A 12193-nucleotide genomic window follows, 5' to 3' on the forward strand; every position below is an offset into this window, starting at 1 on the left:
TTGCGGTGACGGTGAGGCAGGCTGAAATCAGATCAAGCGAGTGTTGCGCACGACAACGGCAACTACTGCTGGCGGATCCAGACCTGACTGCGGCCGAGCAGCGAGAAGCCGACGTAGCCATGCACGTCGAGTTTCTGTCCACCGTTGGATATGCTCAGCTTGACCTTGTAGACCGTGCCGCTTTTCGGATCGAGGATCTTGCCGCCATCCCACACATCGCCATCTTTGTGGACACCCCACATGATGGTCATGCCTTCGATCGGCTGATCTTTCTTGTCTCCCTCGCACTTCGTGCAGACCGGGTGCGGGCCAGTTTCTGAAATCAGAACCTGCAATACCTTGCCTTGCAGCTCACCGTTGTTGTCGGTGATCTGGATGATCGACTTCACCTTGCCGGTCTGGTCGTCCACCTGTTGCCAGGTGCCTACCGGGGTGTCGGTGGCGGCCCAGGCTACGGCGGAGCTGAGCAATAGGCAGGCGGCGAAGGCGAATTGCGGCAGCTTCGATTTGGACAGGTGTTTCATCGTAAAGCGCTCCCTACGTTGGCGTATGGGGAGCCTGCCCAGCTGCTCCGGGTGGGTCAAGTTGCATTGCGCAAACCGACCGCGACGCGTTCTCCGCTACGAGCCAGGGAAGCCGTGCTGGCATAATTGACGATCCCTACAGCCACTCCTTTCTCATGACGCAGGCGAATGAAGCCCTGGTACGCCGGATTCTTGGCGACCTCATCGATCCCCATACCGGCGGCCCGCTGGCCGAAGCCGTTCGTGCCGTCGGCGCGGATGGCGCCAGGGTGTCGGTGGATATTCAGCTTGGCTATCCGGCCGCCGGGGCGAGCGAGGCGTTGGCCTCGCAAGCGAAGCAGGCGCTGGAAGCGGATCCGGCCATTGATTCAGCCGCGATCTCCATCAGTAGCCGCATCCATGCACACAAGGTGCAGGGCACGCTGGCGCCGTTGGGCAATGTGAAGAACATCATTGCCGTCGCCTCCGGCAAGGGTGGGGTGGGCAAGTCCACCGTGTCGGCCAATCTGGCGCTGGCGTTGGCGGCGGAAGGGGCGAAGGTCGGCATCCTGGACGCGGACATCTACGGTCCCAGCCAACCGCGCATGCTCGGCATCAGCGGCAAACCCGAATCGCCGGATGGCAAGAGCATCACGCCGATGACTGCGCATGGCCTGCAGGCCATGTCGATCGGTTTCCTGGTCGACGAGGAAACCCCGATGATCTGGCGCGGTCCGATGGTCACCCAGGCCATGATGCAGCTGCTCGGCGATACACGCTGGGACGTGCTCGATTACCTGATCATCGATCTGCCGCCGGGCACCGGCGACATCCAGCTCACGCTTTCGCAAAAGGTGCCGGTGGCCGGTGCGGTGATCGTCACCACGCCGCAGGACATCGCCCTGCTCGATGCGCGCAAGGCGCTGAAGATGTTCGAGAAGGTGGAAGTGCCGGTGCTGGGCATCGTGGAGAACATGGCCACGCATATCTGCACGAACTGCGGCCATGAAGAACACATCTTCGGTGCCGGTGGCGGCGAGCGCATGGCCGAGCAATATCACGTGCCGTATCTGGGCTCGTTGCCGCTGGATATCCGCATTCGCGAGCAGGCTGATGGCGGTACGCCGACCGTGGCGGCCATGCCCGATTCGGATCTGGCTGCGCGCTACCGCGACATCGCCCGCAACACGGCCGGCCGGCTGTCGCGCCAGCCGCGCAATAAATCGCTGGGGCTCGGCAAGATCATCGTGCAGGGCACGCCTGCCGCATAAGCGGCGCATGGCGTGCCGCGCCGCTGCAAGAGCCCGTGGACTGAATGGTCCGCGGCCCGGCATGCCCGGACCAGCCGGTGCTGCGCAGATCCTTGCGAGCCCGGAACGCCGTCTGGAGCTGCGCACGGTACCGGCATGCCTTAACGCCAGCCAAGATGGGCGGTAGCCGACTGGCACAGTGGCCGTCAGACCATGTATTTTTGACGCTTTGCGCCCGGGGGAGCCTGGCGCATTCCAGGAGCACCGGAGTCCGCGTGAGTATCAAATCCGATAAATGGATCCGCCGCATGGCGGATCAGCACGGCATGATCGAGCCGTTCGAATCAGGCCAGGTCAAGCTGCGCGATGGCAACAGGCTGGTTTCCTACGGTACGTCCAGCTACGGCTACGACGTTCGCTGTGCACGCGAATTCAAGATCTTTACCAATATCAACTCCACCATCGTCGATCCGAAAGCTTTCGACCCGACCAGCTTCGTGGACGTCCAGGCGGATGTCTGCATCATTCCGCCCAACTCTTTCGCGCTGGCCCGTACGGTGGAGTATTTCCGTATTCCGCGCCAGGTGCTTACGGTGTGCCTGGGCAAGAGCACCTATGCGCGCTGCGGCATCATCGTGAACGTCACGCCGCTGGAGCCGGAGTGGGAAGGCCATGTGACGCTGGAGTTTTCCAACACCACACCGCTGCCTGCCAAAATCTATGCCAACGAGGGCGTCGCGCAGATGCTGTTTTTCGAGTCCGACGAGGAATGCGAAACCAGCTACAAGGACCGCGGTGGCAAGTACCAGGGCCAGCAGGGCGTGACCTTGCCGCGGACCTGAACGCAGGGTTCAGTCATCTCATCCACCTTTACGGGGCGGCGCTAAACTCTGCCACGCCTCACCGAATATTTGCAGGAGATCCGCATGATCCGTACTTCCACGTTGCCGAGTCGCGGCGCTGCCGTGCTTCTGTTCGGCAGCCTGCTGGTGCTTGGCGGTTGCCATCGCGGCGCAACCAAAGACACGATCCCGACCGTACAGACGCAAAGTCAGTTCGACATGACGATCAAGGCGTACAAGAGCGGTCAGTTTCTGATCGATGGCGCCGTGCTTTCCGCGTTGGATACCGGCAGCCACTTCGCTTATCTGAAGGACACCGGCCGGTTGCCCAAGACCGTATTGTTAGTGCCTAGCGATGATTCCGGGATCCGCAAGCAGCATCTGCAGTACCTGGCGCGTCTGCAGCTCGATTACGGTTTTGTCGCCTATTACGACGACGGCGGCAAGCTGGCGCGCATCAACCCGCTCGAAACCAAGGCCCGTGCGCTGGAGGATTACCACGCGCCGGTGCAGGAAAGTGATGAGCAGAAGGGCAAGGAGGCCGGCAGCAGTCCCAGTGATGTTCCCAGTGGCCAGCCCGGCGGTCTGCCCGGCGGCATATAACGGATTCGAGTTTGCCGATGTTTGCCGAAACGCCCGCGCATTGCGCGGGTGTTTTGCTTTTAGTCGCGAGCAGCTTCATGCTTCAAAGCCGTCGTCCCGGCGAAGGCCGGGGCCCAGTGTCTTGATCCGAAAATCCCCTCGGTTGCCGCGACGATAAGGCTTTGCTGAGATGAGCAGACTGAGTGTGGATCAGTGTGTGCTGGCAAGCTTTCCACGCAGCGCATCCACACGCGCCTGCAGCGCAGCTTCCTGATAAGGCTCCGCGCGCCCATGTCCCCATACCGGCCCTGGCCACGCTGCATCACCTTCCTTGCGTGCAATCACATGCACGTGCAGCTGACGCACGATGTTGCCCAGCGCACCGATATTGAGCTTGTCGCAAGGCGCGGATTCGCGCAGTGCCGTCGCGACCTGATTGACCTCCTGCCATAGCTCCTGCTGCGCGGCAGTGGGCAGATCCACTATTTCCACCGCACCGGTGCGGCGTGGTACCAGGATCAGCCACGCGTAACGGGCGTCGTTCATCAGCAGCACGTCGCACAGTGGCAGTGATGCGACGGGGTGCGTATCGGCCTGCAGGCGCGGATCGAGTGCGAAATCGATGGTTCTCATGCGTGGGCGAGATATTTGTCGAAGAAAGCCATGGTGCGTTGCTGGGCCAATTTGGCGCTGGCTTCGTGATAGTGATGCGGGTCGATATCGCGATTGAAGGCGTGGCCTGCACCAGCGTAGGCATGGACATCCATCTGCGGCAGCATCTGGCGATGCCTGGCAACGGTCTCGGGTGGAATGGATGGGTCGTCCTCGCCGAAGTGGAACATCACCGGCGCTTTGGGCTGTTCACCCAGAAACGGCACATTGCGCGCGCCGTAATAGCTGACGGACGGCAACCCAAGCCGGATCGCCGAGAGCAGGGCGACGGTGCCGCCCCAGCAATAGCCGACGGTGCCGATCTTGCCGGCGGAGGCGATCGCTTCGGCCGCGCTGGCCACATCTTCTATCGCCCGATCCAGGCCCAGCTCGCCCACCAGCAGCCGTCCCTGTTGCAGGCCTGCGTCGGTATAGTCGAGTTCGATGCCGGTTTCCAGATGATCGAAAAAAGCCGGTGCGACAGCGGCATAGCCGGCGGCGGCAAAGCGATCCGCCACCGCGCGGATATGCGCATTCACGCCGAAAATCTCCTGGATAACCACGATGCCGCCCCTGGGTTTGCCCTGCGGTTCAGCCAGATAGGCCCCGATGCATTGGGTGCCGCTGGTGGGAATATTGATCGCCTTGCCCATCGCACCCTCCCTTAACGGAAACTTCGGCCAGTTTAGCGGCCGGGCCGGGTCGGCTGGTCTGGCGTATAATTGACGGTTTCCCGCGTGTTTACGGTAGTCAGGGCGATGTCAAAGACCTCCCAGAAAATCGGCTTCGTCAGTCTCGGCTGCCCCAAGGCGCTGGTCGATTCCGAGCGCATCCTCACCCAGCTGAAGGTCGAAGGGTACGAGATCGTGCCCAGCTACGACGCCGCAGATGCGGTAGTGGTGAATACCTGCGGCTTTATCGATGCCGCCGTGCAGGAGTCGCTGGATGCGATCGGCGAAGCCTTGCATGAGAACGGCAAGGTGATTGTCACCGGTTGCCTGGGCAAGCGCTCGGAGCTGATTCGCGAAGCGTATCCGGACGTGCTGGCGATTACCGGGCCGCAGGATTATTCCAGTGTGATGAGCGCGGTGCATAGCGCGTTGCCGCCCAAGCGCAATCCGCTGCTGGACATCATCCCGGATACCGGCATCAAGCTGACACCGAAACACTACGCATATCTGAAGATTTCCGAAGGCTGCAATCATCGTTGCAGCTTCTGCATCATTCCGTCGATGCGCGGTGATCTGGTATCGCGCCCGGTGGATGAAGTGCTGCTCGAGGCTGAAAGGCTGGTCAAGGGCGGTGTGAAGGAATTGCTGGTGATCTCGCAGGACACCAGCGCCTACGGTGTCGACGTGAAATACGCCGAGCGCATGTGGCGCGAGAAGAGCTACCGCACGCGCATGACCGAGCTATGCGAAGGTTTGTCTCAGCTTGGTGTGTGGACACGTCTGCACTACGTCTATCCGTATCCGCATGTGGACGAGATCATGCCGCTGATGGCGGAGGGCAAGATCCTGCCGTATCTGGACATCCCGTTCCAGCATGCGAGCCCACGCATCCTCAAGCTGATGAAGCGCCCGGGCAATATCGACAAGACGCTGGAGCGTATCCAGAACTGGCGCAAGCTGGTGCCGGATCTCACCTTGCGCAGCACATTCATCGTCGGCTTCCCCGGCGAAACCGATGCGGAATTCGAAGAACTGCTCGACTTCCTGCGTGAAGCCGAACTGGATCGCGTAGGCGCTTTCACCTATTCGCCGGTGGAAGGGGCCAAGGCAAACGAATTGCCCGATCCGGTTTCCGAGGAGCTGAAGGAAGATCGTCTTGAGCAGTTCATGGCCGTGCAGGCAGAGATCTCCGCGGCGAAGTTGCAACGCAAGATTGGCCGTGCCATCAAGGTGCTGGTTGACGAGGCGGGTGTCGACGGTGCGGTGGCGCGTTCGGCCGCCGATGCGCCGGAGATCGATGGTGTGGTCCGCATTGCCAATGGCCAGTCGCTGAAGCCTGGCCAGTGGGTTGACGTGATGGTTGAGGCGGCGGACGAACACGATCTGCATGCCAGCCTGATCAACTGATACGACGGGCGATGCGCTATGTAGCGCCAACGCGTGATGCGGTCGACCCAGCGGTGTTTGGATTGGCGCCTCTGCGGGATTGGCCGGAGTACGCCGACTGGCTGCAAGGTCCCCGCTGGCCATCGATAGACGAGCTCAACGCACGTTGGCCGCAGGAGGCGGGCGAATGCTTTGTAGCCCAGACGCGCGAATTGCTTGACGATGGCCTGCATTACGAAGAACGCATTGCACAGCGTGGCGTGATTGCCACGCGTGAAGAAAACTGGCACGACTTGTTCAACGCGATGATCTGGTTGCGCTATCCGTCATTGAAGCGCGCGCTTAACCGCCAACAAGCGGCGGATGTGGTTCGCTTCGGTCCACGCGAGCGCTCGCGCCCGCAATGCGCGCAGACGCATTTTGACGAGGCGGGCGTGATGGTGATCCTGCGTGAACCGGATTTGTTGACACTGTGGGATGCGCACGACTGGCATGGTTTGTTTTGGCGCCACCGCGATGCCTGGAACGACGGCTCGATCCGGGTGGACGTGTTCGGGCATGCCTTGCTCGAGCATGCGCTGACGTCCGGCAAACTGTTGGTCGGCAAAGCGCTGGCGGTTCAGGTGTGTGGCGGCGAGAGTCGACAAGACGTGGTTGCACACTGTGCGAATGCCATCACTGCGAAGCGCCTGCTGCGTGATCCGCAAGAGCTTCGCCCGCTGCCGCTGTCCGGCATTCCGGGATGGTATGCCGGCAATGACGATGAAGCATTTCATCTGAGCGCAGCGTGTTACCAGCCCCTGCGCGATGGCCGCCGTTATCCAGCGCCTCTGCAGCTGTCTTGATAACTAACGCATCCTCCGGCTCTAGCGGATGATGCTCAGGACTTCGGTGGTTTATCCGGAGTGATCATCTTCGACAGACGCTCGAAAGCCTGCGTTTTCGCCGCTAATTGATGCCCTAAGCGCTCATACTGGATGAGCAGATTGTCCAGATGCGGCGTGTACAGGTCCGAGATGTTGCGCAGGACCAGGGCGCAATGGCCGAGTGAGCTCCAATCACTTTTTCCACGGGCCACCGCGAGGCAGTTTGCGTAGAACTCGGCGGTGAAGGGTTGCATGTCCATCAACGACGCGTCATCGCCGAAGGGCGTGGTAGCCACATGATGGCGATGATCTGCATGCAGGAAGGCGTCGATGTCGGCAGCTGCTGCGGCTTCGCTGCGAGGCCATGCCAGCGAGAGTTCGCTGGACACGCGCTGCATGGTGCCGCGCCAGTCGTGCAGCAGCTGATCGTAGGTGATCAGCGCGCGCGGGTACTGCTGGGTCGCGAGCACCGCTTCCATCATGTAATGCGCCCACAACAGGAAGATCGGTTCGCGCGGCCAGTTCTCGCGTGTCTGCAATGAATCGGCGACTTCACGGGGATCGCGTACCACGAACAGGCATTGCACGTCGTAACCGGCGGCCTCGAACGCTTCGATCCATATCGGCGCCGTGAGGCACATGCGTGGATCCTTCAGGGCGATGAGCGGACGTGAAGCGAATTCGGCCTGGATGATGGCGCGAATGCCAACCAACGCTTCGCGCGCGGCAGCTTGCTGCGACCAGTGCTGCGGCAGCGGCCGGATGTCAAACCACGAGCGGCCAAACGCTTGCAGCAGGTAATGGTTGCTCTTCATCGCATCAGCGTGTTCCCAGAAGCCTTGGGAGTTATCGTGGCCAGGCAACAGGATGTTGTTGCCGATATCCGCGCCGAGCAGATTGACCACGCGAGTGACCGCCGATGTGCCACTGCGATGCATGCCGAGGATCAGCAGTGCTTTCGGGCGTGCTGGATTGACTGACATTTCCCGAACTGCGTCCTCGAACAAACGCGACAATGTTTAAGTTTCAGGAAAGTTTTAACGTGTCGACATCGGTGCGGTTGACGCAGCGGCATTGATGCAAAAAAGATCGATGCGGCACAGGTTTTTACGCGGGATATTCGACTGTAATGACAACAAAGCGTGTGCGCCCGCCAGGCAGCTCCGCTTCGAATTCGTCATCCAGCTTTTTCTTCATCACGGCACGGGCCAGCGGCGAGTCGATGCTGATCCAGCCGCGCTTGGCGTCCGTTTCATCGGGGCCGACGATGCGGTAGCGCAGAGTGTCACCGCTGTCGATGTTTTCCAGTTCGATCACCGCGCCGAAAAACACGGTTTCACGATCGGCAGGCGCGCCTTCGGCCACTTTCAGCGATGGAATCCGCTTGCTGAGATAGCGCACCCGGCGGTCGATCTCGCCCAGCTGTTTCTTGCGATAGGTGTATTCGGCGTTTTCCGAACGGTCGCCTTCGGCCGCGGCGGCGGCGAGCGCCTTCACTACTTCGGGGCGCAGCGTGTGCCAGAGGTGGTCGAGCTCGCTCTTGAGCTTTTCGAAACCTTCGCGGGTGATGATCGCGGTGGAGCGTGGGGCAGGGGGACGCCAACGGGTCATGGCAGTACGATGGTTTCCGTTTGCAGCGAGGATGTATGGGTTCGATGGCGCTGAGCGCGCCGTCGGCCGGTCCGGCATGGCGCCTGGGCGGCTGGCTGGCGTGATTGTAACGATGTCGAAAGAAGTTGTTTGAGTCTGTCCGCAAGGCCCGCTATGGTTGCGCCTTCATTGCAGGTGTATTGCCCATGCCTAACCGTCCCGCCGCTGGTTCCCTCCGTCTGGTTTTATTGGTCGCGGGGCTGACGCAACTGGCGGCCTGTGCTTCGGGTGGCAAGGCGGTCAAGCCGCCGCCGTCGACCTCCGTCAATGCGCTCTACGCCCAGCTCGATCAGGCCAGCCAGAGCTACGAAAACGCCTTGCAGCAGACGCGCGCCGGCGACACGCAGGGCGCGCAGAAAACCCTGGATGGAGCGCTCGATCAGCTCAAGGAGGCCTCGGCGCATTGCGGTACCACGCCGGGTTGTGACCCGCAGCGCTTCTTCTCGGTATTCGACCATTTGCTGCGCCTGAAAGACGGCAGCTTCATCGGCGACGAAACGCCAGGCGAGGGTGAAGACACGGGCGAAACATCCGAGGTGTCAGTTCCCGCACAAGCTGGCGCCGCCGGCGCCCTGCCGGAGGCTCAGCGCGCCGTCACGTTGCTGCGCGGCCACCAGCTTTCCGAGCTGATCGCCATGAACGGTCCGGTCAAGGCGGCACTGGAGATGTGGCTGACACAGTGGCGTGGCAACCTGATGGATGCCTACGTGAATTACCAATACCTGCGCCAGGAAATGTGGCCGCAGTACCAGCAGGAAGGTCTGCCGGAAGCGCTGTTGTTTGGCATCCTGGCCAAGGAGTCCGGCGGCAAGGTGCATGCGGTGTCGCGTTCGGGCGCGGCGGGCCCGCTGCAATTCATGTATGCGACCGGCTTGCGTTTTGGCTTGAGTGACCAGGATGGTTTCGACACGCGTTTCGATCCGGCGGAATCGGCGCGCGCCAATGCCGAATACATGGACGAGCAGCTAAAGGTGTTCAACGACAACCTTGAGCTCACCCTGGCCGCCTACAATGGCGGGGAAGGGCGCATGAGGCGCCTGGTCGGAGATGACACCTCGGTGAGCTTCTACGACCCGCGCATCTACGGCCAGGTTTCGCAGGAGACCCGCGACTACGTCCCGGCTGTGCTGGCGGCAGCGTGGCTGTTCCTGCATCCGGATAGCTACAACCTGCGCTTTCCGAAAGTGGATGGTCTGACGGGCAGCATTACGCTCAAGCGTGCAGCGTCGATTTCCGAACTCACGGTATGCCTGGGGTCGGCCAACGACATGCCCGATGGCTGGTTTCGTACGCTGCGTAATCTCAATCCGCGTCTCGATCCGCAGCAGGAGCAGCCGGTTGGCGCAGAACTCCAGGTGCCCAAGTTGCTGGAACAGGCTTATGCGGCGCGCTGCGTGGACGGCCCCTGGCCCATTCTTGCTGCCGACCTGCACAACGCCGTGGTGCCGGTGTACCCGGATCCGCCGCCGCAAGAAGCTGACCCGGTGGTGCATTACACCGTTCGCCGCGGCGATACGCTCGCCAGCATCCTGCACAGGCACTCGGGCTGCTCCAGCGAGAGCGAAGTGGCGCGCATGAACAACCTCAAGTTCAATCACATCAAGGTTGGGCAAGTACTGAAACTGCCCAGCTGTCGTTAACCGAATAGCCGACCAAGTTGAATTAGCGCAGAGTATCTCTGGTCATCTGCGTGTCAGGGGCGAGGGACGAGCAGCGAGGGTGCTCGCCGGCAAACGGCCGCCTAGAGCCGCCCGCCGAGTCGCCTCGTCAAGTACCGTTCCCGTCTGTGAGGAGGAGGCTGGGGCGTTGACGCCCTCGCTACTCGTCCCTCGTCCCTGTCGTCATGTCATGACAAAAGACGTGCCGCAGTGGATCGCGATATTCAGGCGGCAGCGCCCGAGCGTATCCACTGGGAGGAGGCATCCGACGCCTCGTTGTTGCCGGCGCCGCGCAGTTCGCGCAGTACACGCAGCAGCTGGCGGTGCTGTGGTTGCAGGCTCGGGTAAGGAGATTCCTTGGTTTCGTGATAGGCCACAGCCAGCCACAGCGCGATCCCGCGCAGGGCAACCTCGGGGTTGTCCGACTGCGCACGGTTGAAACCGAGCTCGGTGCCCTGGCCCCACGGCATATAACGCTGTTCCGGAGCGGTGCCGTACAGATGAGGGAATTCGCACCTGGAAGCCTGACCGATCTCGCGCAAGGTCATGATGGCCAGCCGCGAGCGAGTGCGCGAAGGCAGCGCGGTGATGTTGCGTTCGATCTGCTGGAATTGGCGCTGCAACTGGCGGGCGCGAGTCATCGCAATCAGGCGGGTGACGATCTGCATGGAACCCCTCGCTGGACAGTGCCGCACGGCTGCGCGGATTAGGCGCGGAGCATAGCGAGCCGCCCAACGTGGATGCGCCGAAAACGTCACAAAATGACGACATGTGTCAGAGTTCGGCGCGCAGGGCTAAGCGAAAACACTTCTCCGGCGGATCAAGTGTGACGCAGTTCACCTAATCGTTCGCCGACCTTGATCGCTTGCTGTGGCATCAGGGGGTCCAGTTCGGCCGCGCCTTCAGGTAACAGCACGATGACGGTGGAGCCCATGTTGAAGCGCGCCATCTCGCCGAAGCGGTCCAGCGAAATGGTCTGACCGACAAATGATTTGCGGCGAATCGACGGCGCATAGGGCGGAATGACCAGTCCATCCCACACGGTGGCTACCGATGACACCAGGATCGCGCCCACCATCACCACGGCAAACGGACCATGCGCGCCTTCGAAATGACAGACCAGTCGCTCATTGCGCGCGAACAGACGTGGGATCGCCTCCACCGCAAAGGGGGCCACGCTGAAGATTCGGCCCGGTATATGCACTGTCTCTTTCAGCTCGCCGCGCAGGGGCATGTGTACTCGGTGGTAGTCGCGTGGCGAGAGGTAGATGGTGACAAAGCGTCCGTGGCGGTAGGGGGCTGCCGCGGCTTCGTCACCAAGCAGCTCGGCGGCCGTGTATTCCTGTCCCTTGGCCTGGAAGATGCGTCCGTCGAGGATGGGGCCCGCCTGGCTGATGCGTCCGTCAGCTGGCGAGAGCAGGGCGGCTGGGTTCGTGTCAGCACGGCGGGCATTTGGGCGCAGTTTGCGCGTGAAAAACGCATTGAAGTGAGGGTAAGCGAGCGGATCGGGTTGAGCGGCTTCGGTCATGTTGACCTGGTAGCGGCGCACGATCTGGCTCACCAGAAAATTCTTCCAGGGCGCAAATGTCCAGCGCGTGGCCCAGTAAACCACGCGTGAAAGTGCCCGATGGGGAAGGATGTATTGCAGGAATACCTTGAAAGTCATCTGGCAAGTATAAGGAAAAGGAAGCGATTCTCAGACGGGGGCTGATATCGCTTTCGGGGAGGCAACATGCAAGAACGTATGACCCCGGCCACCGCGTTGGCCGCACTCGATAAAGCGCGCAAGGCATCGGCCGGCATTTTCAGGCACGGCACCCTGGAGGTGGAAATCTTCCAGCCGGCCGGCATCGACACCCAGACACCGCACCGTCGCGATGAGTTGTGCATGGTGATTTCCGGCAAGGGATATTTCGTCTGTGGCGATTCGCGCCAGGCATTTGGGCCGGGCGAGCTGCTGTTCGCGCCCGCCGGTACACCGCACCACTTCGAGGATTTCAGCCGGGATTTCAGTGCCTGGGTGATGTACTACGGACCGAATGGCGGAGAGGCTGCGTGAGTTCGATCCATGAATCTGCATGGGGCCAATGACGAGCAGTCGCTATACTTCACAGCCCCCAAGCCGGACCGTGCC

At 61.5% G+C, this 12193-nt stretch carries 14 protein-coding genes; 7 read left to right on the forward strand and 7 right to left on the reverse strand.

Going from position 1 to position 12193, the window contains the following annotated elements; all coding sequences use genetic code 11:
• Positions 1-62 precede the first annotated feature (62 nt).
• Positions 63-524 carry a DUF2147 domain-containing protein gene (locus tag ISP19_RS19910; RefSeq protein WP_204684150.1) on the reverse strand — a complete coding sequence of 154 codons (462 nt, stop codon included), beginning with the start codon at positions 522-524 and terminating at the stop codon, positions 63-65.
• A gap of 155 nt (positions 525-679) precedes the next feature.
• Here ISP19_RS19910 and apbC point away from each other — a divergent pair, with 155 nt between their 5' ends.
• The 3 genes from apbC to ISP19_RS19925 all read left to right on the forward strand — a co-directional run bounded on the left by apbC (position 680) and on the right by ISP19_RS19925 (position 3198).
• Positions 680-1774, forward strand: a complete 1095-nt coding sequence (apbC, locus tag ISP19_RS19915) for an iron-sulfur cluster carrier protein ApbC (protein WP_204684151.1) — start codon at positions 680-682, stop codon at positions 1772-1774.
• 254 nt (positions 1775-2028) lie between these two features.
• A complete protein-coding gene (gene dcd, locus ISP19_RS19920; RefSeq protein ID WP_204684152.1) occupies positions 2029-2595 on the forward strand; it encodes a dCTP deaminase in 567 nt (188 codons plus the stop codon).
• Positions 2596-2679: 84 nt separating this feature from the next.
• The gene (locus ISP19_RS19925) at positions 2680-3198 is read left to right on the forward strand and encodes a hypothetical protein (RefSeq protein ID WP_204684153.1); all 519 of its coding nucleotides are present in this window, start codon (positions 2680-2682) and stop codon (positions 3196-3198) included.
• A 189-nt stretch (positions 3199-3387) separates the two neighbouring features.
• Here the strand turns inward: ISP19_RS19925 and ISP19_RS19930 are convergent, their stop codons facing one another.
• Together ISP19_RS19930 and ISP19_RS19935 are read right to left on the reverse strand one after the other, a co-directional pair.
• Positions 3388-3810 carry an HIT domain-containing protein gene (locus ISP19_RS19930; RefSeq protein ID WP_204684154.1) on the reverse strand — a complete coding sequence of 141 codons (423 nt, stop codon included), beginning with the start codon at positions 3808-3810 and terminating at the stop codon, positions 3388-3390.
• The gene (locus tag ISP19_RS19935; RefSeq protein ID WP_204684155.1) at positions 3807-4481 is read right to left on the reverse strand and encodes a dienelactone hydrolase family protein; all 675 of its coding nucleotides are present in this window, start codon (positions 4479-4481) and stop codon (positions 3807-3809) included. Before ISP19_RS19935 ends, ISP19_RS19930 begins: the two co-directional genes overlap by 4 nt.
• 105 nt (positions 4482-4586) lie before the next feature.
• Here ISP19_RS19935 and rimO point away from each other — a divergent pair, with 105 nt between their 5' ends.
• Positions 4587-5906 carry a 30S ribosomal protein S12 methylthiotransferase RimO gene (rimO, locus tag ISP19_RS19940; RefSeq protein WP_204684156.1) on the forward strand — a complete coding sequence of 440 codons (1320 nt, stop codon included), beginning with the start codon at positions 4587-4589 and terminating at the stop codon, positions 5904-5906.
• Positions 5907-5917: 11 nt separating this feature from the next.
• Positions 5918-6730, forward strand: coding sequence for a DUF3025 domain-containing protein (locus ISP19_RS19945; protein WP_204684157.1), 813 nt, complete (start codon positions 5918-5920; stop codon positions 6728-6730).
• Positions 6731-6765: 35 nt separating this feature from the next.
• On the opposite strand, the gene ISP19_RS19950 is transcribed toward ISP19_RS19945, so the two are convergent.
• Together ISP19_RS19950 and greB are read right to left on the reverse strand one after the other, a co-directional pair.
• Positions 6766-7734: a sulfotransferase family protein gene (locus tag ISP19_RS19950; RefSeq protein WP_204684158.1), complete on the reverse strand. Its 969-nt coding sequence runs from the start codon at positions 7732-7734 to the stop codon at positions 6766-6768.
• A 124-nt stretch (positions 7735-7858) separates the two neighbouring features.
• Positions 7859-8362, reverse strand: a complete 504-nt coding sequence (gene greB, locus ISP19_RS19955; protein ID WP_204684159.1) for a transcription elongation factor GreB — start codon at positions 8360-8362, stop codon at positions 7859-7861.
• Between the two features lie 185 nt (positions 8363-8547).
• Here greB and ISP19_RS19960 point away from each other — a divergent pair, with 185 nt between their 5' ends.
• A complete protein-coding gene (locus ISP19_RS19960; RefSeq protein WP_204684160.1) occupies positions 8548-10041 on the forward strand; it encodes a transglycosylase SLT domain-containing protein in 1494 nt (497 codons plus the stop codon).
• A gap of 242 nt (positions 10042-10283) precedes the next feature.
• Here the strand turns inward: ISP19_RS19960 and ISP19_RS19965 are convergent, their stop codons facing one another.
• A complete protein-coding gene (locus ISP19_RS19965; RefSeq protein WP_204684161.1) occupies positions 10284-10727 on the reverse strand; it encodes a hypothetical protein in 444 nt (147 codons plus the stop codon).
• A gap of 152 nt (positions 10728-10879) precedes the next feature.
• Complete coding sequence (asd, locus tag ISP19_RS19970) at positions 10880-11725, reverse strand: archaetidylserine decarboxylase (protein WP_204684162.1); 846 nt, start codon at positions 11723-11725, stop codon at positions 10880-10882.
• Between the two features lie 66 nt (positions 11726-11791).
• Between asd and ISP19_RS19975 the strand changes: the two genes are divergently transcribed.
• Complete coding sequence (locus tag ISP19_RS19975) at positions 11792-12118, forward strand: cupin domain-containing protein (protein ID WP_204684163.1); 327 nt, start codon at positions 11792-11794, stop codon at positions 12116-12118.
• Positions 12119-12193: the final 75 nt, after the last annotated feature.

The organism is Dyella flava (assembly GCF_016904955.1).
In the GTDB taxonomy this organism is placed as follows: Bacteria; Pseudomonadota; Gammaproteobacteria; order Xanthomonadales; family Rhodanobacteraceae; genus Dyella_B; species Dyella_B flava.